This window comes from Acidovorax sp. SUPP2825, from assembly GCF_030158995.1.
In the GTDB taxonomy this organism is placed as follows: domain Bacteria; phylum Pseudomonadota; class Gammaproteobacteria; order Burkholderiales; family Burkholderiaceae_C; genus Paracidovorax.
The window spans coordinates 1-26,710 of sequence record NZ_BQXK01000021.1 but is presented as its reverse complement, the minus strand read 5'-3'; the positions used below and the strand labels follow the sequence as shown (position 1 = coordinate 26,710).

Here is a 26,710-nt window from a genome sequence, read left to right as displayed (position 1 = left end):
CCCCATGACGCCCGCCAGCCCCGCCACCGCCCCCGCGGCCCCTTCCCCGGCCCCTTCGTCGCCAGCGCCCGCCGACCACCTGGCCGCCGTGCCGCAGCAGGTGGTGAAGGTGCGCCGCGACTACAACAGCTGGGTCGCCACCGAGACGATGGAGGACTACGCGCTGCGCTTCACGCCGCAGCGCTTTCGGCGCTGGTCCGAATGGCGGGTGGCCAACACGGCGTTCGGCGCGGCCTCGTTCCTGGTGCTGGAGGCGGTGGGCGCCACGCTGCTGGTGCAGTACGGCTTTTTGAACGCCTTCTGGGCCATCGTGGCCACGGGGCTCATCATCTTCCTGGCAGGCCTGCCGATCAGCGTGTACGCCGCGCGCTACGGCGTGGACATGGACCTGCTCACGCGCGGGGCGGGCTTCGGCTACATCGGCTCGACCATCACCTCGCTGATCTACGCCATCTTCACCTTCATCTTCTTCGCGCTGGAGGCGGCCGTGATGGCCTATGCGCTGGAGCTGGCGCTGGACATCCCGCCGCGCTGGGGCTACCTCATCTGCGCGTTGGCGGTGATCCCGCTGGTCACGCACGGGGTGTCGGCCATCAGCCGGCTGCAGGTCTGGACGCAGCCGCTGTGGCTGGTGATGCTGGTGGTGCCGTTCGTGTACGTGCTGGCGCGCGATCCTGGTGCATTCACCGGGGTGATGCACTACGGCGGTGAATCCGGTGCGGTCTCCATGTTCAATCTGCCCCTGTTTGGTGCGGCGCTCACCGTGGGCATCGCCCTCATTACCCAGATGGGCGAGCAGGCCGACTACCTGCGCTTCATGCCCGCGCGCACGCCGGCCAACCGCTGGCGCTGGTGGCTCGGGGTGCTGGCCGGCGGGCCGGGCTGGGTGGTGCTGGGCGTGGTCAAGATGCTGGGCGGCGCGCTGCTGGCATACCTGGCGATCCGCCACATGGTGCCGGTGGAGCGTGCGGTGGACCCGAACCAGATGTACCTGGCGGCGTACGAATACGTGTTCCCGCACTACGGCTGGGCGGTGGCGGCCACGGCGCTGTTCGTCGTCGTCTCGCAGATCAAGATCAACGTGACCAACGCCTACGCCGGCTCGCTGGCGTGGAGCAATTTCTTCTCGCGCCTGACGCACAGCCACCCGGGGCGGGTGGTGTGGGTGGTGTTCAACACGCTCATCGCGTTCATGCTCATGGAGATGAACGTGTTCAAGGCGCTGGGGCAGGTGCTGGGGCTGTATTCCAACCTCGCCATCGCCTGGATGATGGCGGTGGTGGCCGACCTGGTGGTGAACAAGCCGCTGGGCCTGTCGCCCCGGGGCATCGAGTTCAAGCGCGCGCACCTGTACGACATCAACCCGGTGGGCGTGGGGGCCATGGCGCTGGCTTCGGGGCTGTCCATCGTGGCGCACCTGGGGCTGTTCGGGCCGCTGGCGCAGGCGTTCTCGGCCGTGATCGCCATGGTGACGGCCTTCGTCGCGGCGCCGCTCATCGCCTGGGCCACGCGCGGGCGCTACTACCTGGCCCGGCCCGCCGGTGCCCAGGCGCCGGCCGTGGGCACGCCCGGGGCCTGGGCGGTGCAGCGCTGCGTGGTGTGCGAGCGCGAGTACGAGGCGCCCGACATGGCGCAATGCCCCGCCTACCGCGGCACCATCTGCTCGCTGTGCTGCACGCTGGATGCGCGCTGCGGCGACATGTGCAAGCCCCACGCGCACCTGGCCGTGCAGTGGAGCGCGGCCCTGCGCTGGGTGCTGCCGCGGCGGGTGTGGCGCATGCTCGACACGGGCCTGGGCCACTTCCTGCTGCTGATGCTGGTGATCGCGCCGCTGCTGGCCGCGGTGTTCGGGCTGTTCTACCACCAGGAGCTGCAGACGCTCACCCCCCTGGCGCCCGACAGCGGCCCGGGCACCGCCGCCGTGCCGGGCACGCATGCCGCGCTGCGATCGGGGCTGCTCAAGGCCTATCTGGCGCTGCTGGTCATCTCGGGCATCGTGGCGTGGTGGCTGGTGCTGGCCCACAAGAGCCGCAAGGTCGCGCAGGAGGAGTCCAACCGCCAGACCCACCTGCTGCAGCGCGAGATCCACCTGCACCGCCAGACCGACCAAGCCCTGCAGGAGGCCCGCCGCATCGCCGAGCACGCGCGCTCGCAGGCCGAGCAGGCGCGCGGCGTGGCCGAGGAAGCGCGCGAGGAGGCCGAGGGCGCCCGGCTGCTGGCCGACCAGGCCAACCAGGCCAAGAGCCGCTACATCAGCGCCATCAGCCACGAACTGCGCACGCCGCTCAACAGCATCCTGGGCTATGCCCAGCTCATGGGCGAGGACGCCGCCGTGCCGCCGCACCGCCAGCAGGCCGTGAGCGTGATCCGCCGCGGCGGCGAGCACCTGCTGTCGCTCATCGAGGGCACGCTGGACATCGCCCGCATCGAAAGCGGCAAGCTCACGCTGCAGGTGCGGCCCATGCGCTTTGCCGACTGCCTGCACGAGATGTGCGACATGTTCGAGCCGCAGGCGCGCGCCAAGGGGCTGGCGTTCCGCTTCGAGCCGCAGGGCACCTTGCCCGAGTGGGTGCGCGGCGACGACAAGCGCGTGCGCCAGATCCTCATCAATCTCATCGGCAACGCCATCAAGTTCACCGCCAGCGGCCATGTGCGGCTGTCGGTGCGGCACGCGCGCGAGCTGGCCCTGATCGAGATCGAGGACAGCGGCCCGGGCCTCACCGAGGCCGAGCGCGCCAGCATCTTCGAGCCCTTCGCGCGCGGCGCGGCCAGCAGCCAGGGCGCTGCGCCTGGCGCGGGCCTGGGGCTCACCATCGCCAAGATGCTCACCGAACTGATGGGCGGCGAGATGCTGGTGACCAGCACGCCGGGCGCGGGCGCGCTGTTCCGCATCCGCCTGTTCCTGCCCGAGGTGCACCCGGGCGCGGTGGGCGAGGCCCTGGGCCCCGCGCGCCTGCGCGCGCCGCGCCGGGGCTACGCCGGCCCGCGCCGCCGCCTCCTGGTGGTGGACAACGAAGAGGCCGACCGCGAACTGCTGGTGCAACTGCTCGCGCCGCTGGGCTTCACCCTGCGCACCGCCGCCAGCGGCCACGACGCTCTGGACCTGATCGCGGCCGGCTACCGGCCCGATGCGGTGTTCATGGACCTCGCCATGCCGGGCATCGACGGCTGGGAAACCATCCGCCGCCTGCGCCAACTCGAAGGCGCCGTGCAAGGCGCGCAGGCGCCCGCGCACATCGCCGTGGTCTCCGCCAACGCCTTCGACAAGGGGCTGGAGAACGACGTGTGCATCCGCCCCGAGGATTTCATCGTCAAGCCCGTGCGCCACAGCGAGCTGCTGGACTGGCTGGAGCGGCGCCTGGGCCTGGCCTGGATCGAGGACGTGCCGGCGCCGTCCGCTCCACCCGCTCCGGGCCCGACCTCGGAGCCGCCCCGGGTCCCCGCCGCCAAGGCGCTGCCCGACCCGTCCCGCCTGCCGGCCCTGTCCGAAGCCGTCGAGCTGGGCTACTACCGCGGCGTGCTCAACCAGCTGGGCGCTATCGAGGCCGCGCAGCCCGGCTGCGCGGCCTGGGTGGGCGAGGCGCGCGACCATGCGCGGCAGTTCCGTTTCGAGGCCATCGCCCGCATGGTGGCCGAGGCCGCCGCATCCCATCCTCCTTCCCCATGACCGCGACCGCCATGCTCCCCACCGATGCGCTGCCCCTGGATGCCACCGCGCAGGCGCTCGACCGCACCCGTGCCGACGTGGTGCTGATCGTGGACGACGTGCCCGACAACCTCGCCGTGCTGCACGACGCGCTCGACGAGTCCGGCTACACCGTGCTCGTGGCCACCAATGGCGAGACCGCGCTGTCGCGCGCGGCGCAGGCGCTGCCCGACGTGGTGCTGCTCGACGCGATGATGCCGGGCATGGACGGCTTCGAGGTCGCGCGGCGGCTGAAAGGCCTGCCGGCCACCGCGCACATCCCCATCATCTTCATGACCGGCCTGACCGAGACCGAGCACCTGGTCGCCGCGCTGGACGCGGGCGGCGTGGACTACGTGACCAAGCCCATCAAGCCCAAGGAGGTGCTCGCGCGCATGAACGTGCACCTGCAGGGCGCGCGCCGTGCCCGTCAGGAGATCCGCCAGGCCGGCCAGGCGCGCAACGCGCTCGACGCCTTCGGCTACGCCAGCATCACCGTTCGCGCGAGCGACGGCCGGCTCATGTGGCAGACCGCCCTGGCGCGCGAGCTGCTGCACGGCTACTTCGGTGGCGGTGCGGCCACCGGCGCAGCGGGCGGGGCCGTGCCGGTGCCCGCCTTCGCCCCCGCGCCGGTCACCGAGTGGCTGCAGGTGCAGCTGCCCCGCCTGGCCGATCTGGCCGCGCAGCAGCTGGAGCCGCCGCGCCTGGTGGTGGAGCAGGGCGCGCGCCGCCTGTCGTTCAGCCTGCACCAGCAGACCGGCGACAGCGAAGGCGGCGGCGACTGGCTGATCGTGATGCGCGAGGTGTCCGACGCCGCCGTGATCGAAGCCATGGGTCTGTCGTTCAAGCTCACCGCCCGCGAGGCCGAGGTGCTGTACTGGCTCGTCAAGGGCAAGACCAACCGCGACATCGGCGACATCCTGGGCGCCAGCCCCGCCACGGTCAAGAAGCACCTGGAGCGCGTGTACGTGAAGCTGGGCGTGGAAACGCGCACGGCAGCGGCCGGCATCGCCATGGCGCGCATCCGGCAGACGCATCCGCAGTTCGAGGGCTGAGCGCCACGGCGTGCGGGCCCCGGTGGCTGCAGCGCTGGGCGCTAGAACCGCACCCCGGTGGACAGCCGCAGCATGTTCTGCGGCGTGAAGTTGACCTGCGGGTCCCACGCGGCTCGCACGAACCACTCGGGCCAGTCGTAGCCCACCGACAGGCCGGCGCGGCGGATGAACCGGCCGTCCACCGTGCCCTGCTTGGCCAGCAGGTCCACGGTGAGCCGCTGGCCGCCCGGCCGCGGGCTGCGCCACACGAGGTGCAGGTTCTGCTGGTCGGGGTTCTGCCGGTTGTCGCGCACCAGTTGCAGCGCCAGGGTGTCGCCGCTGGTGAAGCGGTGGCTGCCGTACACGCTGTAGGCGTCGTTGGGGTCGAAGTTGAGGTTGGCGTAGTTGCGCAGGTTGGTGCGTCCCAGGCCCGCGCCCACCACCCAGGTGGTGCCGGTCTCCACGGCCAGGCTGCCGCCGACGAAGCCGCCCGAGGCGATCTGCACCGAGGGCAGCACCCGCCAGTCGCCGAAGGCCACGGTGCTGTCCCACCCCGCGCGCGGCATGGAAAAGCCCAGCGCGGGCGAGCGGAACGCGCCCACCCACCAGTGGTCGTCGCCGCGGATGTAGCGCAGGTTCACGTCCAGCCCGGGGCCCGAGGGCAGGCCGCCGCCGGATACCTGGTAGAGGCCCGTGGTCAGCTTGAAGTGCAGCGGCGTGTCGGGATCGGTGTCGGTGGCCGCGTGGGCGGCCGGCGCGGCGAGGGCCGCGGTGCCGAGGGCCGCCAGCACGGCGGCGCGCGCCAGGCGGCGCAGCGGGGTGGACAGCCGAGTGGAGGGCCGCCGAGGGGAGGGCAGGGCGTCAGCTCGCACGGCGGCCGATCTCGATCAGGCGGTTGTCCGGCAGCCGGAAGTAGTCGGACGCGCGCGCCGCGTTGCGCTGCAGCGATCCGAACACGGCCTTGCGCAGGGCGCCCAGCCCTTCGAGCCGGCCCGTGCCCAGCGAGGCGCGCGAGGTGAAGTACGAGGTGGACATGGACTCGATGTGCAGGCCCTTCTGGTAGGCCAGCAGGCGCAGGTATTCGGGCACGTCGGGCCGCTCCATGAAGCCGTGGCTGGCGGTCACGCACCACACGCCGTGGCCCAGTTCCTGGGCGTGCAGGCGATCGGCGGCCGGCACGCGCGGCACCGGGCGCGTGCGCACGGCCAGCACCACCACGCGCTCGTGCAGCACCTGGTTGTGCTTGAGGTTGTGCAGCAGCGCGTGCGGCACGCTGTCGGCGTCGGCGGTCATGAACACGGCGGTGCCGCGCACGCGGTGCGGCATGCCGTGCGCCAGGGCCTCGATGAAGGGGGCGAGCGGCATGCGCTCCTGCGCCGCCGCCTGCTCGGCCACGCGCCGGCCCTTGGCCCAGGTGGTGAAGACGAACATGACCACCGCCGCCACCGCCAGGGTCAGCCAGCCGCCGTCGGCGATCTTCAGGCTGTTGGCCACGATGAAGGTCACGTCCACCAGCGCGAAGCAGCCCACGCCCAGGCCCACGGCCAGCGGGTTCCAGCGCCACAGCCGCAGCGCGACCACGCCGGCCAGCAAGGTGGTGGTGAGCATGGTGAGCGACACCGCGATGCCGTAGGCGGCCGACAGCGCGCTGGAGCTGCGAAAGGCCAGCACCAGCAGCAGCACGCCGGCCATGAGCAGCCAGTTCATCGTGGGCAGGTAGATCTGGCCGATGGCGGTGCCTGAGGTCTGCACGATGCGCATGCGCGGCAGGTAGCCCATGCGGATGGCGTGCGCCGTCATGGAGAACGCGCCCGAGATCACGGCCTGCGAGGCGATGACGGTGGCGCAGGCGGCCAGCACCACCACGGGCACGGTGGCCCAAGGGGGAAAGAGCCGGAAGAACGGGTTGTCGATGGCCGCGGGGTTGGCCAGCACCAGCGCGCCCTGGCCGAAGTAGTTCAGCACCAGCGACGGCAGCGCGATGAACAGCCACGCCAGCCGGATGGGCGTGGCGCCGAAATGGCCCATGTCGGCATACAGCGCCTCGCCGCCGGTGAACGCGAGGAACACCGCGCCCAGCACCGCCAGCGACTGCGCCGGGTGCGTGGCCAGGAACTGCACCGCCCAGCGCGGGTCGATGGCCTCGAGCACGTGCGGGTTCTGCGTGATCTGCCAGAGGCCGGACACCGCCAGCACGCCGAACCACAGCACCATCACCGGCCCGAACACGCGGCCCACCGATTCGGTGCCCCGGCGCTGCACGAGGAACAGGCCGATCAGCACCAGCAGCGTGATGGGCACCACGTAAGGCTTGAACACCGGCGTGGCCACCTCCAGCCCCTCGACCGCCGACAGCACCGAGATGGCCGGCGTGATGAGGCTGTCGCCATAGAACATGGCCGCGCCGACCAGGCCCAGCCCGGCGACGGCCTTCCACGCCCACGGGCGGGCGCCGCCGCGCTCCAGCGCCTGCGCGGCCAGGCCCTGCAGCGCCAGGATGCCGCCCTCGCCGTCGTGGTCGGCGCGCAGCACGAACACCACGTACTTGAGGGTGACCACCAGCATCAGGCCCCAAAGCACCAGCGACAGCAGGCCCAGCACCGCGGCGCGGTCCAGCGCCACGCCGTGTTCGGGGTTCAGGCATTCCTTGAAGGCGTAGAGCGGCGAGGTGCCGATGTCGCCGAACACCACCCCGAGTGCGGCGATCATCAGGGCGGATCGGGCGGCGAAGCCGCGGGCAGCGGGCGCGTGGCCGGGCGCCGGAGTGGAGGTCATTGCGGAGTGCGGGGCAGTGAAGGGTCGGCGCATTGTGCGCCGGCGGCTGCGCTCGGTCACGGGCGGCGCGAACCGGGTGATGCCGGCGCGCAACGCTGTGGGAAGGCTTGGGGTCGAAAAGGCCTCCAGGGCAATTTCAACTCGGGCGTATTGCTATCAATTAAATAGCATTTAGGTGGCGGTGCCTTCGTGGCCCGCCACCGCATTGGCCCGCCCCGTCGTCACATGCCCAGCGACTTGAGCAGGTCGTCCGTGTCGCTGGACGACGCGGCGGCCGGCACCGGGGCCGCGGCCTTGGGCTCGCCGGCCTGGGCGATCAGCGCGTCGGGATCGGGGGCTTCCTGCGGCTCGAAATCGACGAGCTTGATGAACTCGGTGCGGTCGATCGCCAGTTCCAGGTAGAAGATGTGGTTGCTGGCCGTGTAGAAGGTCACGCGGCGCGCCTCGGGCTTGTCCAGGTTGGCGTCCACGCTCAGCATCACCTGCTTGTTCAGCGCCAGCATCTTGGGCTGGTTCTGCGTGATGTGCGTCTGCAGTTCGCGGCGCACCTTGCCGGTGAAGTCGCCCACCACCTGGTTCATCAGCTCGCCCATCACGTTCGACACCTCGTCCGAGGTGTAGGAGCTGGCCAGGTCGTCCTTGGACATGCCCATGCTCAGCAGGTAGCTCTGGTAGAGCTCCATCGCCGCTTCCTTCGAGAAATTGATGATCACCAGGCCCGAGAACCCGCCGTCGAACAGCACGAAGCAGCCGATGTCGGGGCGCAGGCAGGTCTTGGTGATGCGCTGGACCATGCCGGAGTAGTGGATGGGGCTCTGCGTGGCCACGCTGAGCACCCGGGTCACCGAGTTGCAGAGGCTGATCAGCAGGTCTTCGGTGCCGTAGACGATGGAGGGGGTTTGTGCGCTCATGGTGTGCAAGGGAAAAGGGGAGGGGGACGAAAAAGGGGCTCTGGAAAAAAGGCCGAGGCGGTTCAGCGCTCCGGGGTGTCGGAGATGCGCCGGGCATACACCGCCAGCACGATGCGCTCCGAATGCACGAGGTACTCGTTGAGCTGGTCCGAGGCCTCGCGCAGTTTGCCCGCCTCGAACAGATCGACGATCCTGACGTTCATGTCCACGTACGGCGCGTGCAGGAACTCGGGATCGTTCAGCAGCCCGAAGGCCAGCCGCAGTTCGGCCAGGATGTGCGAGAACATCACGTTCAGGCGCTCGCTGTCGGCCAGCTCCACGATGGCCATGTGGAACTCCATGTTGGCCGTGCCCACGCCCTGCCAGTCGGCCGCCTCGCGGCAGCGCACCGCCGAATCCACCGCCTCGCGCAGGTGCTTCTTGGCGGGGTGGCGCGGGTAGGCCTGGGCGATGGCCTGGCATTCGATGAGCCGGCGCACGCGGTAGATGTCGATGATCGAGGCGATGCTCGGGATGGCCACCGAGACGCCGCGGTTGGGCTCGTACTTGACCAGGCCTTCCTTGGTCAGCAGGCGGAAGACCTCGCGCAGGGTGTTGCGCGAAATCTCCAGGCTTTCGCTCAGGGCGGCCTCGGACAGCCGCTGGCCGGGCGAGAACTCGCCCTTCACGATCTTCTGGCGGATCAGCTCCGCCGTGCGTTCGTTCAGGGTCTGGGCGTTCGTGGGGGTTTCGATGGTCATGCCTGGGCGGTTCGGGGTGGGCGTGCGGCACGGCGTGCGCAGGCCGGGATCGGGGTTCCGCACTTTGTAGCAGATCGGCCTGCTTCGCAAGAATCCACTCTGTGGAATACCGTTTTCTAACCCCTTTTCCTAGGGTTTGTCCGGGTCGGTTGTGCGCCCTGTTGTTGGGCAAAATCGACCAATCGTGAAACAAATTGGTGCTGGTTGTCTCTTCATAGTGCATCGATTGTTCAACAACTTGAAGTTTTTCAATGGTTGATCCCTGATTTGTTGTTCATGGATTGGCATGCAATTTGCGTTGTGTGTCGTGCCGGTCCAGACCGCGCTCGGGCAGCAACCTCCCATTGCCCGCGCGCTGCCAGGCCGGCAATGGGGCCCTACGGTTGTCCGCACCTCTTCGCCAACGGCGGCGGGGCGCACGCGAAGACCGGACCGGCCAGGGCTGTACGTATTCAAGGAAGTTCAAGATGCAAAACGTAGTCAATCTGTGGCCGCTCATCGGGGTGGCGGTCATCATCGTGGGGTTCATCCTGCGGTTCAACCCGATGCTGGTGGTGATCGTCACGGCCATCGCGACGGCGTTTGCCGCCGGATTTCCGATCGACAAGATCCTGGCCACCATCGGCACCGGCTTCATCAAGACGCGCAACCTGCCGCTCATCATCCTGCTGCCCCTGGCGGTGATCGGGCTGCTGGAGCGCCACGGCCTGCGCCAGCATGCGCAGAACTGGATCAGCAGCATCAAGTCGGCCACCGCCGGCCGCCTGCTCATCGTGTACCTGGGCGCCCGCCAGCTCACGGCCGCCATCGGCCTGACCAGCCTGGGCGGCCACCCCCAGATGGTGCGCCCGCTGCTCGCCCCCATGGCCGAAGGCGCCACCGAGGCGCGCTACGGCAAGCTGCCCGACCGCATCCGCCACAAGCTGCGTGCCTTCTCGGCGGCCACCGACAACGTGGGCCTGTTCTTCGGCGAAGACATCTTCGTGGCCTTCGGCGCCATCGTGCTGATGTCCACCTTCCTGCACGAGGCCGGCATCGATGTCGAGCCGATCCACATCGCGCTGTGGGGCATTCCGACCGCGATCTGCGCGTTCGCCATCCACGCCTGGCGCCTGCACCGCCTGGACGGCGTGCTGGCCCGTGAACTGGCCGCGCACGCCGCCGAAACCGCTGGCCGCAATGGCAACGGGAACGGCAATGGCGACGGCACCCTCTCCAGCGCCAAGGGAGCATGAACATGACACTGACCATCCAACACCTGTACTACCTCGTCGGCGCCATCCTGGCCATCACCGCGGTGATGACCGTGGCCGACCGTGACAACCCCAAGCGCTTTTCCAGCGGACTGTTCTGGGCCCTGTATTCCCTGGTCTTCCTCATCGGCGACCTGCTGCCGCCCATCTGGGTGGGCGCTGGCGCCGTGGTGATGGCGCTCATCGCCGGCTTCGGCGGCGTGGGCGCGGGCAAGCACACCCCCCGCACCCCGGCCGAGTACCAGACCAGCGCCAAGCGCCTGGGCAACCGCCTGTTCATTCCCGCGCTGGCGATTCCGCTCATCACGATGATCGGTACGCTGTCGGCCAAGCACCTGTCCGTGGGCGGCGTGCCGCTGATCGACCCCAAGAACACCACCCTGGTGAGCCTGGGCGTGGGCTGCGTGCTGTCGCTGGCCCTGGCCTGCTGGCTGACCCGCGAGAGCCCCGTGCAGGGCCTGCGCGAATCGCGCCGCCTGACCGACGCGCTGGGCTGGGCCCTGGTGCTGCCGCAGATGCTGGGCATGCTCGGCCTGGTGTTCTCCGACGCCGGCGTGGGCAAGGCCGTGGCGTACATCACCACCAGCTACATCAACATGGACATCCGCTTCGTGGCCTGCGCCGTGTACGTGATCGGCATGGCGCTGTTCACCATCATCATGGGCAACGGCTTCGCCGCCTTCCCCGTCATGACGGGCGGCGTGGGCGTGCCGATCCTGCTGGGCGTGTACCACGGCGACCCCGCCGTGATGGCCGCGATCGGCATGCTCTCGGGCTACTGCGGCACGCTGCTGACCCCGATGGCCGCCAACTTCAACATCGTGCCCGCCGCGCTGCTGGAGCTTCCGGACAAGAATGCGGTGATCCGCGCACAGGTGCCGACGGCCCTCGCGCTGCTCACGTGCAACGTGTTCCTGATGTACTTCCTGATGTTCCGATAGTCCGAAGAAAGGCCGCCCCGTGTCCGACGCCGCCCCCCACACTGTGCTGCTCACCGGCTTCGAGCCCTTCGAGCTCGATCCGGTCAACCCCTCGTGGGAGGTGGCGCGTGCGCTGGACGGCTGGCAGCATGGGGGCGCCACGGTGCGCTCGGTGCAACTGCCCTGCGTGTTCGGCAAGGCCGCGCAGGCGCTCGACGCGGCGCTGGCGCAGTGGCGGCCCTCGCTGGTGATCTGCCTGGGCCTGGCCGGTGGCCGCGCCGAGGTGTCGCTGGAGCGCGTGGCCATCAACTTGGACGATGCGCGCATCGCCGACAACGCCGGGCAGCAGCCGGTGGACACCGCCGTGGTGCCGGGCGCCCCGGCGGCGTACTTTTCCACGCTGCCCATCAAGGCGATCGTGCGCGACCTGCGCGCCGAAGGGCTGCCGGCTGTGGTGTCCAACACTGCGGGCACTTTCGTTTGCAACCACATCTTCTACGCGCTGATGCACCGCCTGGCGCAACAGGCCGCAGGCGCCGCCACGCTGCCGGGCACTGCGGCGCCCGCGCGCGGCGGCTTCATCCACGTGCCGTACCTGCCCGAGCAGGCCGCGCGCGTGGGTGGCGGCGCGCCCAGCGTGGCGCTGGACACGCTGGCGCAGGCTCTGCGCGCCGTCATCCGCACGGCGCTGGCCGTGCGCGAGGACGTTCGCGAGACCGCCGGGCAATTGCATTGACCGGCATGGGCATATAGACGGGGCGCTGCGCGCAGCGCTCCGCGGGTTTGAGATATCGGCGGCACCGACCGCCAGGAGAACGACGATGAAAATGGATCTGAACAGCGACCTGGGCGAGAGCCTCGGCGCATGGCGCATGGGCGACGACGCGGCCATGCTGGGCATCGTGAGCAGCGCCAACGTGGCTTGCGGCTTCCACGCCGGCGATGCCGCCGGCATCCTGCGCACGCTGCGCGAGGCCCAGGCCCGCGGCGTGGTGGTGGGGGCGCACGTGGCCTATCGCGATCTGGTCGGTTTCGGTCGCCGCAACATGGACGTGGAAAGCGCCGACCTCGTGGCCGACGTGATCTACCAGATCGGCGCGCTGCAGGGCCTGGCCAAGGCCGCCGGCACCGAGGTGCGCTACGTGAAGCCCCACGGCGCGCTCTACAACACCATCGCCCACGACGCCCGCCAGGCGCGCGACGTGATCACCGCGCTGCGCGAGATCGACGACCGCCTGGTGCTGGTGGCGCTGGCCGGCTCGCCGCTGATCGGCTGGGCGCGCGACGCCGGCCTGCGCGTGGTGGCCGAAGCCTTTGCCGACCGCGCCTACACCCCGGCCGGCACGCTGGTGTCGCGCCGCGAAAAGGGCGCCGTGCTGCATGACGCCGCGCTGATCGCCGAGCGCATGCTGCGCCTGGTGTCCGACGGCGTGATCGAGGCCATCGACGGCAGCCAGGTGCGCATCGGTGCCGACTCGATCTGTGTGCACGGCGACAGCCCCGACGCCGTCGCGATCGCGCAGCAGGTGCGCCAGCGCTTCGAGCAGGCCGGCGTGACCATCACGTCGTTCGCAGGGCAGCCCGCAGCATGATGCGCTTCCTGCCCGTCAACCTGAATGCGGTCATGGTCGAGCTGGACGACCTCGACCAGACGCTGGCGCTGCTCGCCTCGCTGCGGCGCGAGCCCATCGACGGCATCGAGGAAATGGTGCCCGCCGCGCGCACCATCCTCATCCACTTCCGCCCCGCCGTGCAGTCGCTGACCGCGCTGGTGGACGCCATCGCCCGGCGCGACGTGAGCGCGCAGGCCGAGCGCAGCACCACGCTGATCGAGATCCCCGTGCACTACGACGGGGAAGACCTGGCCGAAGTGGCGCACATGCTGGGCATCACCCCCGAAGAGGTGATCGCGCGCCACACGGGCAGCGAATACACCGTGGCGTTCACCGGCTTCGCGCCGGGCTTCGGCTACCTGACCGGCGGCCACCCCAGCCTGAACGTGCCGCGCCGCACCACGCCGCGCACCCGCATCCCGGCGGGCGCGGTGGGGCTGGCGGGCACCTTCAGCGGCGTCTATCCGCAGGCCAGCCCGGGCGGCTGGCAGATCATCGGCACCACGCCCACGGCCATGTGGGACCTGGGGCGCCCCGTGCCGGCGCTGCTGCAGCCCGGCGACCGCGTGCGCTTCGTGGATATTGCTACTAAAAATGTAGAAGAACGCCCTAGTGAAACATGTGCTGAGGGCCAAAAAGGCACTGAAACCGCACCGGCACCCGCCGGGCCCCCTGCGGCCACCGCGCTCGAAGTGGTCTCGGCCGGCCTGCAGACCCTGTTCCAGGACGTGGGCCGCCACGGCCAGGCGGGCCAGGGCGTGTCGGCCTCGGGCGCCATGGACCAGGCCGCCTGCAAGGCCGCCAACCGCCTGGCCGGCAATGCCTCCGACGGCGCCTGCCTGGAGACGGTCAACGGTGGCCTGCAGCTGCGCAGCCGCGGCGACACCGTCGTGGCCGTGACCGGCGCCGATGCACCGCTGACCCTCACCAACGCGGCCGGCCTGCGCTGGCCCGTGCCGAACTACCAGCCCATCGCCCTGGGCGACGGCGACACGCTCACCGTGGGCGAACCGGTGGCCGGCACGCGCTGCTATGTGGCGGTGCGCGGCGGCTTCGCCGTGCAGCCGGTGCTGGGCAGCTGCGCCACCGACACGCTGGCCCGCGTGGGCCCGGCGGCGGTGGCCGGCGGCGACGTGCTGGGCGTGCGGCCCGTGGTGGGCAGCGCCGTGGTCGGCGCGCCCGAGGTGCCGCCGGCCGGCCTGCCCACGGTGCACGAAGACATCACGCTCGACGTGGTGCTCGGCCCGCGCACCGACTGGTTCACGCCCGATGCCGTCGCCCTGCTGGCGGCGCAACGCTGGCGCGTCACGCCGCAGTCCAACCGCGTGGGCATCCGCCTGGCGGGCGACGAGCCGCTGGCGCGTGCCGTGGGCGGCGAGCTGCCCAGCGAAGGCACCTGCATCGGCGCCATCCAGGTGCCGCCGAGCGGCCAGCCCGTGCTGTTCCTGGCCGACCACCCGCTCACGGGCGGCTATCCGGTCATCGGCACCGTCGCGCCCCACCACCTGGACCGCGCGGGCCAGATCCCGGTCAACGCCTGGGTGCGTTTCAACCCGATCCGCGAATTCGAAGCCATCACGCGCGGCGCTGCCGCCTGACGGGCCTGAACGAGCACCCCCTTACCGAACACCGATTACCGAGCCCCTGACATGAAAAAAGTCCTCATTGCCAACCGTGGCGAGATCGCCGTCCGCATCGCCCGTGCCTGCGCCGACTACGGCGTGGCCTCCGTGGCCGTCTATGCCAATGCCGACATCGACGCCGTGCACGCCCGCATGGCGGGCGAGGCCTACGGCCTGGACGGCGACCGGCCGGCCGACACCTACCTGAACATCGAAAAGCTGCTGGCCGTGGCCCGACGCAGCGGCGCCGACGCGGTGCACCCGGGCTACGGCTTCCTGTCGGAAAGCGCCGCCTTCGCGCAGGCCGTGATCGACGCGGGCCTGACCTGGATCGGCCCCTCGCCCGAGGCCATCGCGCGCCTGGGCGACAAGGTCGAGGCCCGCAAGATCGCGCTCAAGGTCGGCGCGCCGCTGGTGGCCGGAACCTCCGAGCCCGTCAAGGACGCCAGCGAGGTCATCGCCTTCGCCGAGCAGCATGGCCTGCCCATCATCATCAAGGCCGCGTTCGGCGGCGGCGGCCGCGGCATGAAGGTCGCCTGGCGCATGGACGAAGTGGCCGAGCTGTACGACTCCGCCGTGCGCGAGGCTGTCACCGCCTTCGGGCGCGGCGAGTGCTTCGTCGAGCAGTTCCTCGACCGGCCCCGCCACATCGAGGCGCAGGTGCTGGCCGACACCCACGGCAACGTGCTGGTGCTGGGCACGCGCGACTGCTCGCTGCAGCGGCGCAACCAAAAGCTGGTGGAAGAGGCGCCTGCGCCTTTCCTCTCCGACGACCAGCGCGCGCGCATCCACCAGGCCGCGCACGACATCTGCGCCGAGGCGGGCTACGCCAGCGCGGGCACGGTGGAGTTTTTGCTCAGCGGCAGCGGCGCCATCTCGTTCCTCGAAGTGAACACGCGCCTGCAGGTGGAGCACCCCGTGACCGAGCAGACCACGGGCATCGACCTGGTGGTGGAGCAGTTGCGCATCGCCGACGGCCACCCACTGGCCGTCACCGAAACGCCGCGCCCGCTGGGCCATTCCATCGAGTTCCGCATCAACGCCGAAGACGTGGGCCGGGGCTTCCTGCCCACGCCCGGTCCGGTCGTCTCGTTCTCCGCGCCGTCCGGCCCTGGCGTGCGGGTGGACAGCGGCGTGCAGTCCGGCTCCACGGTGCCGGGCACGTTCGATTCGCTGATGGCCAAGCTCATCGTCTCGGGCGCCACGCGCGAGCAGGCGATCGCCCGCGCACAGCGCGCGCTGCGCGAGTTCAAGATCGAAGGCGTGGCCTCGGTGCTGCCGTTCCACCGCGCGGTCATCGGCCATCCGGATTTCGTGGGCGGCGACGGCTTCAAGGTCCACACCCGCTGGATCGAGACCGACTTCGCCCCCGACCTGGCCGCCGCCCTGCGCGCCGAGCCCGTGGCCGACACCACCCTGATCCGCACTGCGATGGAGATCGGCGGACGCCGTGTCTCCCTGGGCCTGCCGCCCGAGCTGCTGCGCGGCCTGCAGTCCGTGCCGGGCGGCGCCCCGGTTGCCCCGGGCGCGGGCGGCGGCGACAAGGCGGAGCAGGACCCCAATGCCGTCGGCGCCCCCATCGCCGGCACGCTGCAGACCTGGAAAGTGGCCGAAGGCGACACCGTGGCCAAGGGCGACGTGATCGCCGTGATGGAAGCCATGAAGATGGAAATGCAGGTCACCGCGCACCGCGCGGGCAAGATCGCCCTGAGCGCGGCGGCCGGCAGCTACCACGCGGCCGGCACGGCCATCGCGCGCATCCAGGACTGAAGAAGCCCTGGCGCCTGAACGGAGCGGCCTTTGGAGCCTTCCTCCAACAGGGCTTTTCGGCGATCCGTCGCCGGAAAGCCCATCCTTCGATTGCTGCCCGCGCTGGAGGCCCCGGCGCCGGCGGCTATTTTTTTGTCGAAGGGTTTGCGCTGCGTGCGCGCTTCTCGCTTTCTTGCGGTCGCCCCACCGAGGTGCAGTCGGGTCGGCGGAGCGCTATGGCGGCCCCTCGTGGAGGGCTTGGCCGATGGCGCGGGGGAGGGTAGTCTTCGGGCTCGGCTGCGAGCCCGTGCTGCCCTCGCCGCTCCCTGCGGGCGCCTTCAGCGCTGCGGCACAGGCGGTTTGAGCATTCACATTTTTTGAACCATTGCGTCAATTCCATTGAAACTTGGCGCACAAAAGGCTATCTACACTGCGCCATGCCTGAGTGTTGCGTCGCAGCATTCCACCCCACGAAACCCAGACCACCATCCATGACGCCTCCTCTGCCACGATCGTCCCGCTACGGGGGCATGGCCATCGCCCTGCACTGGATCCTCGCTCTGGCGCTCATCGGCATCTTCGCGGTGGGGTTGTACATGACGGGCTTGCCGTTCTCGCCCCAGCGCCTGAAGCTCTACAACTGGCACAAGTGGGCCGGCGTGACGATCCTGGCGCTGTCCACCCTGCGGCTGATCTGGCGCCTCACGCACCGCCCACCCGCGCTGCCGCCGGCCGTGCAAGCGGCCATGCCCCGCTGGCAGCACATCGCGCACCACGGCACGCACCACGTGATGTACGCGCTCTTTTTCATCGTGCCGCTGGTCGGCTGGGCCTACAGCTCGGCGGCCGGCTTTCCCATCGTGTTCCTCGGCGTGCTGCCGCTGCCCAGCTTCGTGCCCGTGAGCCCCGAGCTGGCCGAGGCCATCAAGCCCTGGCATGAAATCACCGCCTATGCCCTGGCAGCGCTGGTCGTGCTGCACGTGGCGGCCGTGGTCAAGCACCAGGTCATCGACCGCGACGGCCTGCTGTCGCGCATGCTGCCGGGCCGGGGCTGATCGATCGTTTCGCTGGCTGTGCAGGCGCCGGGGTGCCCGGCCTCTCGGCCGGTTCTTCCTGAATTTTTGGTTTGTTGTTGACTGACGGAGTCCTGTCCATGAAATATTCGATGACGCTAGCTGGCCTCGCGCTGGCATCCACCACGCTGCTGGCGGCCGCACCGGCATTCGCCCAGCAAAAACTCGTGCCCGAGCAAAGCGAGATCACCTTCGTGAGCAAGCAGATGGGCGTGCCGGTGGAAGGCAAGTTCAAAAAGTTTGATGCCCAGGTCGCGTTCGATCCGGCCAAGCTGGCCACCAGCAAGATCGCCTTCACCGTCGATACCGGCAGCGCCACCCTGGGCGTGAAGGAGTCCGACGCCGAACTGCCCAAGGCCACGTGGTTCAACGTGCCCAAGTTCCCGCAGGCCACCTTCCAGTCCACCGCCATCAAGGCCCTGGGCGCCGGCAAGTACGAAGTGGCCGGCAAGCTCAGCATCAAGGGCGCCACGCAGGACGTCACCGTGCCCGTCACGCTCGCCCAGAGCGGCGCGACCACCACGGCCACCGGTGCCTTCGCCATCAAGCGCCTGGCCTTCAAGATCGGCGAGAACGAATGGGCCGATACGTCCATGGTGGCCGACGACGTGCAGGTCAAGTTCAAGCTCGCGCTGACCGGCGTGGGCAAGCTCTGAGCCTCGGCTTTCGCCCGCTGAACCCCGTTTCTTGTTTCTTGTTCCGTTTCTGTTTTTTCAACCCGGAGATATCGACATGCGCAAATCCCTCTTCGCCCTCGCCGCCGTGGCTGCAACCCTGGCCGCCGGCGCCGTGCAGGCCCAGACCGCCACGTATGCCGTGGACCCGACCCACACCTTCGCCACGTTCGAGATCAGCCACTTCGGCGCCAGCGTGAACCGCGGCCGCTTCGACAAGAAGGAAGGCACCGTGCAGCTGGACAAGGCCGCCAAGACCGGCAAGGTGGAACTGACGATCGACATCACCTCGATCAACACGGGCGTGGCACCGTTCGACAAGCACCTGCAAAGCGCCGACATCTTCGACGCCGCCAAGCACCCCACGGCCAAGTTCGTGGGCGACAAGTTCACGTTCGACGGCGACAAGCTTGTGTCCGTGGCCGGCGACCTGACCATCAAGGGCAAGACCCAGCCCGTGACCTTCAAGGCCAACCAGTTCGCCTGCTACCAAAGCCCCATGCTCAAGCGTGAAGTGTGCGGCGGCGACTTCGAAACCACCATCGACCGCACGGCCTTCGGCGCCGACTACGGCGTGCAGTACGGCTTCCCCAAGAACGTGCGCATCGTGGCGCAGATCGAAGCCGTCAAGCAGTAAACCTTTCCCCCATGGCCTTCGGGCCGTGGGCGGCCAGGGCCGGGCCCCGCGTGCACACCGCTGCGCGGGACCGGCCCTTTTTCGTGGCCGCGCACCCGCGGCGCCTGCCGGCAAAGCGGGGTGCGTGCCTTGGCTTCTTTTCCGAATGAACGAGGATGAAACAGGTTTTATGAGTTCCCTGATGAAACGATGTGCGCCGGCCGCCCGCCAGGCCTTGGCCATGGCCGTGATGGCGGGCGCCGTCACCGGTGCCTGGGCGGGCGAGGAGGCGGCGCGCATTCCCGCCATCAAGCTGTACTCCACCCCGGACCACCACGCCGCCTTCGTGCGCGGCACGGTGCCGGCGCTGCACAAGATTTCCAGCCAGCAGTTCTGGCTAAGCAATTCGGTGGAGCCGTGGGAGCAAAACACCCACCCGGCGCCCCGCCGGCAATACGTGGTGCCGCTGCAGGGCGTGCTGGAGTTTCGCGTGAGCGACGGCTCCACCTTCCGCCTGGCCCCCGGCACGGTCTTGCTGGCCGAGGACACCCAGGGCGAAGGCCACAGTTGGAAGATCGTGTCGAACGACAAGGAATGGGTGCGCGCCTATATCCCGATGGTGTCCGAAAATGATGAATTCGAAGCGGACAAGTAGCTTGGAATTTCTTCGCTAAGTTCCTGTCCTCTCGCCATTTTCAAATGGCCTCGCATATTGAGAGATGCTAAAAATGCCGTTATCTAGGCGACCAGATAACGGCATTTTCTTTGGTTCGGCATATATACGATTAATGCGTCAGGAGTTCCGCCCGGCAAGGCAAATGTTCGCTTCGCCGTCGCTTCTTTCGGGTGCAGGGCAAGGCAAAAACAGCAGAGTTTAAGAATTATAAGCCCAACAGATTATTTATTAACCACTGAAAGATCTATATGACCACTGTCAAATCGCCTGCGTCCTCTGCTTCCGTGACCACCCCGTTGCTCAAGCCGTCCGAATCCAAAAGCGATGGCGCGGGTTCGTCCACGCAAAAGTCGTCCAAGTTCAGCGGAAATTCCGTGCTCGACGGCTTGCGTTCCGCGTTCACCGGCTCGGGCAAGGCCGCGTCCGTGCCTCCCCGCAGCAACAGCATGGTGGTCAGCCAGCCGAAGCGGTTCCATGACGGCAGCGTGCGTCCCGACGCGCTGGTGGCCAAGCGGCACTCCGGCGCGGTCATTCACAGCGCGAAGACGGGCGAGGCGATCACGGTCGGCAACCATTTCGAAGTGGCCACCTACGAGCTGTCCAGCGGCCTCGACGCGCACAGCGACAGCCACATGCACCCCACCAACTACGTGCAGCGCGGCCTGAACCCCGAGCAACTGCTGAAGATGATGGACGACATCGGCGTGCGCAACACCACCTTGATGCCCATTCCCACCTCGCTGCTGCAAGCCAAGCTGCCGGGTGACGATGGCGCGACCACGGCCCTCAATCCCCACGAAATCTCCGAACAGATCGGCGGCGGCGAACATGCGCACCATTGCGGTCCGCTCGAGTTCTACTACGTGCCCAAGAAGATCGAAGACCGCGTGCTCGCCGGCCGCACGAGCGAAGAACTGGCCAGCCGTCCCAAGCTGGACATCGACGACTTCCGCAAGGATCCGGGCCTGATCAAGGAGATCGTCGATGCGTCCATTCTGTACGTGGACACCGCCGTCAACACCGACCTGGCCACGGCCATCAAGAATTCCGGCATGAGCGAGGCGCAGCGCAGCCGCCTGGACCCCATGATCACCGGCCTGCACCTGGGTGACCCGCGCGTGAGCGACCGCCTGCTGCACGAGCTGTACAAGACCAAGGGTACCTTCACCGGCATCGGTGAAATCACGGTTCACAAGGAATTGGTGGAAGACATGTTCGCGGGTGGCCGGTTGCAGGCCAGCACCCAGACTCCGCGCATGGAGCCGCTCACGAAGCTGATGGAAGTGGCCGGGGTCATCGGCACGCCCGTGGTGCTGCATTGCGACATCGACAACCTGCACGATCAGGTCAAGGAGTTCAACAGCAAGGGCAAGGGCAAGGCCTCCGAAGCGCGCCTGCCGGCCAATCTGGAAGGCCTGCGCAAGATGTTCAGCGATCCGCGGGTGCAGGACACCAAGATCGTCTGGGCGCACGGCGGCGGCCTGGGCCGTTTCGTGCAGCAGGGCGAGGGCCATCTGGACGCCCTGAAGAAGCTGCTGGCGGACTGCCCCAACCTGAACCTGGACATCTCGTGGAGCGAAGTGGCCAAGCAGATCGGCAAGGACGACCAGTCGCTCACCGCCTGGCGCGGCTTCATCCAGGACCACAGCCACCGCATCTGCTTCGGCTCCGACACGCTGGCGCCCAAGGAAACCGGCACCTGGGAAGCCACCAAGAAGATGTACGACGAAGGCCTGTTCCAGGGCATGAGCACCGAGGCCAAGCACAACGTGCTCAACGGCACCTACGACCGCGTGTTCGTGGCATCGCGCAAGCAGGTGCGCGACTTCGAGCAGAACGTCCTGACCAAGGAGTTCATGGACACCCACGTCACCAACAACGGTGGCGACCCCGTCTCGGCCCAGACGCTGAAGGACCTGAAGGCCGCAGCGGCGACGGCTTAAGGGTTTTGTAGGAAACAGCCCGGGCGTGGTGGGTGCGGGGCACCCACCACGGGGCGCATGATTTGGAGCGATGCGATGCGAATTCCCATTTGGTGCGGCGTGCGGCCTGGTGACGTGGATGAGGGCCAACACCGGCCGAAGAGCGAGGAGGTGCGCCAGGAGCGCACCTCCGGGAAGCGGCTCGATGCAGGCGACATGCCTTCATCGCGGCGCGCTGCGCAGGAGCGGCAAAGCGCATCGTCCGACGGAGCCGGATCAGTGCCGCCCAGCAAACCCCACAAGTCGTTCAAGGCCAAGGTGGCCAGCAACTTCAAGAAGGCAGTAGGCTTCAAGTCCTCGAAACCGGCGCCGCCGCAAACGGCCAAGCCTTCCGGTTCGCCAGAGGCACCCAAAACGCCCCAGACTCCCGGCAACGCAGGCGGCAAGAATTCCGGGTTGGATGCACCTGGTGCAGGCTGGCCACTGCGCAAGCCTTCCATCCAGGCGGTGGCTTATGCATCGACCTCCGGTGTCATACCCAACCCCTCGGAGGGTGTTTCGAGTTCTCCGGAAGAGCCGGAGGCCTTTGAAATGGCCGAGCGCGATGAGATCGTCGAGATCGGCGCCAAGCAGTCGGTACCGACACATGCGCGAGTGCAGAGCGAAGGCGCTCATTCCGACAGTGCGGATGCCGACATCGACTTCGATGTGGTCGATCTCGGCGTCGTGATCGAGCCGCAGCATGCGCGCAACGACAGCGCGGACTCGGACATCGTCTTCGACGGGGGCAACTCCGAGATCGAGATCGAGTCGCAGCACGTGCAAAGCGAGGACGACGGGGGCGGTGACGGTGACGGTGACGGTGACGACAGCATCAGCGTCAACAGCCGACGCAGTTCGGCCCCGTCGGCTGCCGATGGGGCTGCCGCAAGCGAGATCCCAGCCCAGGACCTGCGGCGCCAGGACGGCCTGTCCAAGCTCAAGAAGGTCACCGAGGGGATCAAGGAAGGTGCGTTCAAGCACGGCTTCGGTATCTCGAGCACCACCACGTCGCCTCCCTGGAACCCGTTCCGGAGCAATGTCTCGTCCGCCGCGCCGAAGTTTGGCAGCTTCGTCGGCCAGGAAGGCGCTTCGGCCGTCAAGGTGCCCAACACGCTGCAGCAGGCCGCGCCCCGTGTCGGCCGCACCTTGCCCAAGGAGGGCAGGCGTGCCGAAGATCTCCGGAAGGAGCCGACCATCTTCGGAACCATCGTGAATTACTTCGATGGTCCAGCCAACCGGAAGAAAGCCTTGGAAGCCAGCGTGCTGCAACTGAAGGCCGCCACGGGCATCTCTGTTGGCGAGTCCGTCGTCCTGGTCAAGGCGCTTGCCGCCCACAGCAAGGACACGGCGCAAGCCGAGCGCCTCCTGCAGGCCCTGCCGCAAGTGCGCCTGGTGGCCGACCTGCTGGCTCCGCCCGCAGACGGCGTCAGCGCCGAGGTGCAACTGGCCTGGAAATTCGCGGCCGAGATCGAAAGTACTCCAGGGGCCAAGGGACTGGACCTGCTGAGCAAGATCACCGCGAAGCCCGAGGGCGCGGCGGATGGCGCGCCGGCCCTGGCCGCGGCGCAACGCGGCCCGATGCGCGCGTATCTGCGTGCCGCCGCCGAAGTGGCGCGCATGGCGCGCGCCGCAGCCAACCCCGTCCCTGGACTCGATCCGGCCAGCATGTTCGCCCATGGCCGGCTGGGCAGGACCATACAGGCCACGCCCAATGGCTGGCCCGGCCGCGCGGGGGCGCCCATTGCCAACGGATCCTCGCTCTCGCTGGCCGAGAAAGCGCTGCTGGCCGTGCGCGATGAGCTCGACCCCGCCATCCAGGAGGTCCATGGCTGCCGTTTCGCCGTGGAGATGCTCCGTGGCGGCATGGCCACCGACAAGCCCCGCAACCCGGACGGCAGCAAGAGCGAGTTCCACAAGACCGAGTCGCGCGCGGCCAAGGGCGTGGGCATGCACCTGAACCGCGCCATCGCATCGCCCACGGGCTTTCAGCGCATCGCGGACACGCTGCGCTACGGCTCGCTGCACCACGGCAAGAGCCCCTTCTACGGCTACGACGCCATCGTGTCCTCGCGCGGCAAGAACATGGGTTTCGAGCTGTCGCACATCGGCGGCATCCACGAAGGCCGGGCCATGAAGGACATGGTCGATGTGCTGGAGTCCACCATGAAGGCGCGTGGAGGCCTGGAGAACGGCGCGCTGCCCAGTGCACAGGACACCGTGGACGCGCAGGCGCTGCTGGACGACAGCGGCGCGGGCGGTTCTCTGCTGCGCAACATGGTGCGCTCCGAGATCCTTCTGCGCGCCAAGTCCGAGGCGCTGCTGCTGCCCCGCCTGGCGCGCGGCGACAACCTGTCGGAACCTGCCATCGCCCAGGTGCGCCAGGCGGTGATGGCGGCCATCCAGTTGCCGGAGGCGGCGCCCGACGACGCCGGCCTGGTCGACCCGATCGGCGCACTGGTGGATGCTGCGCTCGCTGAACAGAACCTGCCCCTCACCCCCGCCCGGCTGCTGGCATGGTCCGGCGATGCGGGTGGGCCGTCCGACGCGCAGTCGGCCCTGGAGATGCAAACCTACCGGCACGAAGCCGGCCAACCCGACTGGAAGGCCTTCTCGACCGCATTCGCCCGCGTGTCGCAAGACCCTCAGGTGAGCGTGCCACCCAATACCGCGATGAAAGGCAAGACCCGCGTCGAAGCGGCGGAAATCCTCGCATCGATGATTCGCGGCGAAGAACTGGGATCGGGGTTCTCGCTGGCCAACGCGGGCAACACCCAGGGCACTACCCGGAACGTGACCGAGGTCATCTCGGGCCTCCTGTCCGCCGGCACCGTGTCCCTCCGCGCTGACCTGGGCGGCGGGCGCACCCGCATCGTTTCCTTCGAATCCGGCGTCTCCACCGACCGCAGCTCGCTGCGCATGAGCGTCTCCACCGTCAAGCGGGTGCAGGAAGGAGCGGGCGCCTCGCTGGGTTTCAGCGTCGGCAAGACCGAGGCTGCATCGTTTTCCGCCTTTGTCGGTGGCGACGTGGGCCACAGCTATGAACTACTGGACCAGGAAGGCGCGGTGTTCGGATTTCCCCGCCACAAGTCCGGCGGCGTGGGCGGGGACCGGGACCTGGCGCAGCAGAAGGCCCGCCTGATCAAGCTGCTGATCGGCGTGCCCGATGAAGCCGGCCCCTACCAAGCCCCGGGCAACAAGGAAGACCAGTCTTCGCTCGTCAAGCGTGCCTACCAGGAGTTCGGCGACACGATCTCCATCGGCGCATTCGAAGTGCGGCAAAAGGACCACCGCCTCACCGGCAGCACGTCCGGAGGCGTTGGGATGACGGTGGGCGACTTGCGCGTGGGAATGCCCCAGGCAAGTGTCGGCGGGGAGATGCGGCTGGGCACCCTCGAGTATCGTGACACCTCGGGCACGCTCAAGGTCATTCGCGAGTCCGAGTCCAAGGCGTTCAAAGCCACCGTGACAGGCGCGCTGGCATCGCTGAGCGGGCTGATCGAAGGCGCCACCGCGCCGGCGGCCGTGCCGGGGCAGCCTCCCGTGGATGCCGTCACCAGCATGACATCGCTGGGGGCGGCCACCTTCGGCTCCGCCTCCGCCGATCTCTTCCGGGATGGCGAGACCCGCACCACCACCCGCATCCTGTACGACGACCAAGAGCTGCCCACCAGCTGTGCCACGCAGACCTTGGTCACCAGCAAGGACTTTGTGAACAACCTGGCGGCGGACGTGGAAAACTTCGCCGAAGACAAGGCCAAGAAGTTCTTCCCGGCCCGGCACGGGGCGGACCGCGACCATGCCGTGCAGACCGAAAAGAAGATCCTCGGCGAATTCGCGGGCCAGCTGCGCGAGCACCGCGACCTGACCGGCACGTCGCAGCTGTATTGGGAGTGGGGCCCCAACCATGTGGAGACCAGCAACCTGCTGGAGGCGGACCGCGCACTCTCGGAAAAGCTGGGCGACAAGGAAGCCGCCAAGCATGCCGAGCGCGAGATCGACACCATCCACAAGGACCCGGGCTACCGCGAGGCGCGCTTCTTGATCAATGCTAACGAACAGTCGGCCAGCGACATCCGGGGCGTGAACGGGATGATGGGCATCCGCCACGACGTGAGAACCAGCGCCAGCGTTCGATCGTTGAACTTCACCTGAGTCGGTGTGCGCGGGAGCGGTGGGGGACGAGGCATCGGCCATGCCACCCACCGCTCCGGGCTGAACCCCATCCATCGCCGGGCGTATGGATGGAGGCGCAGACGCGGGCGCCTCTTTCCGAGATACACACGCAGCGCGCGTGGCATCGGTGCCCCGGTTAAGTACGCGAGGCCACCTGTCGCGGTCGAGCCAACCACGCTGTCGCCATGGCCTGATCAACAGGCTGCATGCACCCCTTTCGCGTCAGGGTGTCAGGGCTTGCCGCCGAATTGCCCTTTGTTGCGGTTGTTGGCCTCGTTGGTCTCCTGGACCGTGTTGGAGCGGTCTGCAATCGCCTCGTATTCGGCTTGCGACAGCAGGAACCCGGTCTGAACCGACAGGGCTACCTGCTGACCGGGTTGAAGCGCCGGGATCTTCGGGCTGAACACCTTGAGGCCGCCGCCGAATGGCACAACGCGCAACGCCAGGTAGCACGCAGCCGAGGGCCCTGCACCCTGGTTCTTGACCTGCACCGTGATGACACCGCCGTCGAGGTTGGGCGAATCAACGCTGGGCACCACCAAATCAGGCAAGGCCTGTGCTGAGGCGGCGCAGGCCAGCGTGAGCGATGCGCAGAGAAATACGTACTTCGAAGAGGACTTCATGGTTCGGACTCCTGGTGTGTGTGCCGCACTGGGAAGTAGTACGCGGCTGGTGCGGCGGCAACTGCGCTATAGAAGCGGGGCGGTTTCCTTTCTTTATGCAACCGCCGGAAGTCATTGCCTCAGCCGCGGCGCAGGTATGTACCGCTGACTACGATCTTTGCGCATTTTCCAACTCATGGGCGAATCTGTAATTAACTACTCGACGCCTTGTTTCTGACGCATCATACGCAAGCAATTGAAAAATATTCAGCGGGGGTTTTTTTGCCGCGATGCTGGTTTTATGCTTTCCTCTGGATTCCTTGCCATGACCAGAAAAAGTTCTTTCGGTAGCTTTATCTTTAGGTAATTTTATTCTCACTCTCGACTGAGGACTTTTTGACATTGGATATATGGCGGCTTAGGGCGTATACGTGTAGCCCGCTATCCAGTCTTGGAAACTGTTGTTATCCCATCATTCAGATATTCATTTGAAGGATGTACATCTAGAGCGTGTTATGAACTTCCCGCCGCAGCTAGCACCCGTGCAGCGGCGGGCAACATGAGCACTGCAAACACCAGAAAATGTAGCCCGCCGAGCACTTCCGGCAACCGCTCATAGTCCCGGGAGAG

Annotated in this window: 19 protein-coding genes and 1 pseudogene; 14 read left to right on the top strand and 6 right to left on the bottom strand. The window is 68.1% G+C overall.

Going from position 1 to position 26,710, the window contains the following annotated elements:
- Positions 1 to 4 precede the first annotated feature (4 nt).
- Both AVAK2825_RS20785 and AVAK2825_RS20780 read left to right on the top strand, forming a co-directional pair.
- The gene (locus AVAK2825_RS20785) at positions 5 to 3,667 is read left to right on the top strand and encodes an ATP-binding protein (RefSeq protein ID WP_284402363.1); all 3,663 of its coding nucleotides are present in this window, start codon (positions 5 to 7) and stop codon (positions 3,665 to 3,667) included.
- Positions 3,668 to 3,678: 11 nt separating this feature from the next.
- Positions 3,679 to 4,740 (top strand): response regulator, encoded by a 1,062-nt coding sequence (locus AVAK2825_RS20780; protein ID WP_502870577.1) that lies wholly within the window; start codon positions 3,679 to 3,681, stop codon positions 4,738 to 4,740.
- A gap of 41 nt (positions 4,741 to 4,781) precedes the next feature.
- Here AVAK2825_RS20780 and AVAK2825_RS20775 read toward each other — a convergent pair whose 3' ends face one another.
- The 4 genes from AVAK2825_RS20775 to AVAK2825_RS20760 all read right to left on the bottom strand — a co-directional run bounded on the left by AVAK2825_RS20775 (position 4,782) and on the right by AVAK2825_RS20760 (position 9,145).
- A complete protein-coding gene (locus AVAK2825_RS20775; RefSeq protein WP_284402361.1) occupies positions 4,782 to 5,591 on the bottom strand; it encodes a hypothetical protein in 810 nt (269 codons plus the stop codon).
- Positions 5,581 to 7,494, bottom strand: coding sequence for a potassium transporter Kup (locus AVAK2825_RS20770; RefSeq protein ID WP_502870575.1), 1,914 nt, complete (start codon positions 7,492 to 7,494; stop codon positions 5,581 to 5,583). The genes AVAK2825_RS20775 and AVAK2825_RS20770 overlap by 11 nt, the downstream gene beginning before the upstream one ends.
- Positions 7,495 to 7,715: 221 nt before the next feature.
- A complete protein-coding gene (locus AVAK2825_RS20765) occupies positions 7,716 to 8,405 on the bottom strand; it encodes a DUF3334 family protein (RefSeq protein WP_284402360.1) in 690 nt (229 codons plus the stop codon).
- A gap of 62 nt (positions 8,406 to 8,467) precedes the next feature.
- A complete protein-coding gene (locus AVAK2825_RS20760) occupies positions 8,468 to 9,145 on the bottom strand; it encodes a GntR family transcriptional regulator (RefSeq protein ID WP_272564733.1) in 678 nt (225 codons plus the stop codon).
- A gap of 467 nt (positions 9,146 to 9,612) precedes the next feature.
- Here AVAK2825_RS20760 and AVAK2825_RS20755 point away from each other — a divergent pair, with 467 nt between their 5' ends.
- The 12 genes from AVAK2825_RS20755 to AVAK2825_RS20700 all read left to right on the top strand — a co-directional run bounded on the left by AVAK2825_RS20755 (position 9,613) and on the right by AVAK2825_RS20700 (position 25,457).
- Positions 9,613 to 10,380, top strand: a complete 768-nt coding sequence (locus AVAK2825_RS20755; RefSeq protein ID WP_284402359.1) for a DUF969 domain-containing protein — start codon at positions 9,613 to 9,615, stop codon at positions 10,378 to 10,380.
- A gap of 2 nt (positions 10,381 to 10,382) precedes the next feature.
- Positions 10,383 to 11,339, top strand: coding sequence for a DUF979 domain-containing protein (locus tag AVAK2825_RS20750; RefSeq protein WP_284402358.1), 957 nt, complete (start codon positions 10,383 to 10,385; stop codon positions 11,337 to 11,339).
- A 19-nt stretch (positions 11,340 to 11,358) separates the two neighbouring features.
- Entirely contained in the window at positions 11,359 to 12,054 is a 696-nt protein-coding gene (gene pcp / locus AVAK2825_RS20745; RefSeq protein WP_284402357.1) for a pyroglutamyl-peptidase I, read from the top strand.
- Positions 12,055 to 12,139: 85 nt separating this feature from the next.
- Complete coding sequence (locus AVAK2825_RS20740) at positions 12,140 to 12,910, top strand: LamB/YcsF family protein (protein ID WP_284402356.1); 771 nt, start codon at positions 12,140 to 12,142, stop codon at positions 12,908 to 12,910.
- On the top strand, positions 12,910 to 14,529 hold the full coding sequence (gene pxpB / locus AVAK2825_RS20735) for a 5-oxoprolinase subunit PxpB (protein WP_284402426.1): 1,620 nt from the start codon (positions 12,910 to 12,912) through the stop codon (positions 14,527 to 14,529). Before AVAK2825_RS20740 ends, pxpB begins: the two co-directional genes overlap by 1 nt.
- 51 nt (positions 14,530 to 14,580) lie before the next feature.
- The gene (locus tag AVAK2825_RS20730; protein WP_284402355.1) at positions 14,581 to 16,323 is read left to right on the top strand and encodes an acetyl/propionyl/methylcrotonyl-CoA carboxylase subunit alpha; all 1,743 of its coding nucleotides are present in this window, start codon (positions 14,581 to 14,583) and stop codon (positions 16,321 to 16,323) included.
- Positions 16,324 to 16,793: 470 nt separating this feature from the next.
- Positions 16,794 to 17,357, top strand: coding sequence for a cytochrome b (locus tag AVAK2825_RS20725; RefSeq protein WP_284402354.1), 564 nt, complete (start codon positions 16,794 to 16,796; stop codon positions 17,355 to 17,357).
- Positions 17,358 to 17,455: 98 nt separating this feature from the next.
- Positions 17,456 to 18,031: a YceI family protein gene (locus AVAK2825_RS20720; protein ID WP_284402353.1), complete on the top strand. Its 576-nt coding sequence runs from the start codon at positions 17,456 to 17,458 to the stop codon at positions 18,029 to 18,031.
- Between the two features lie 76 nt (positions 18,032 to 18,107).
- Complete coding sequence (locus AVAK2825_RS20715) at positions 18,108 to 18,686, top strand: YceI family protein (RefSeq protein WP_284402352.1); 579 nt, start codon at positions 18,108 to 18,110, stop codon at positions 18,684 to 18,686.
- Between the two features lie 181 nt (positions 18,687 to 18,867).
- Positions 18,868 to 19,320 (top strand): cupin domain-containing protein, encoded by a 453-nt coding sequence (locus tag AVAK2825_RS20710; RefSeq protein WP_284402351.1) that lies wholly within the window; start codon positions 18,868 to 18,870, stop codon positions 19,318 to 19,320.
- 269 nt (positions 19,321 to 19,589) lie between these two features.
- The gene (locus tag AVAK2825_RS20705) at positions 19,590 to 21,284 is read left to right on the top strand and encodes an amidohydrolase family protein (RefSeq protein ID WP_284402350.1); all 1,695 of its coding nucleotides are present in this window, start codon (positions 19,590 to 19,592) and stop codon (positions 21,282 to 21,284) included.
- A gap of 570 nt (positions 21,285 to 21,854) precedes the next feature.
- Positions 21,855 to 25,457, top strand: a complete 3,603-nt coding sequence (locus tag AVAK2825_RS20700; RefSeq protein WP_284402349.1) for a hypothetical protein — start codon at positions 21,855 to 21,857, stop codon at positions 25,455 to 25,457.
- Between the two features lie 251 nt (positions 25,458 to 25,708).
- Here AVAK2825_RS20700 and AVAK2825_RS20695 read toward each other — a convergent pair whose 3' ends face one another.
- Both AVAK2825_RS20695 and AVAK2825_RS20690 read right to left on the bottom strand, forming a co-directional pair.
- Complete coding sequence (locus AVAK2825_RS20695) at positions 25,709 to 26,101, bottom strand: CARDB domain-containing protein (protein ID WP_284402348.1); 393 nt, start codon at positions 26,099 to 26,101, stop codon at positions 25,709 to 25,711.
- A gap of 492 nt (positions 26,102 to 26,593) precedes the next feature.
- Positions 26,594 to 26,710: pseudogene (locus tag AVAK2825_RS20690) on the bottom strand (IS5/IS1182 family transposase); the annotation flags it as partial.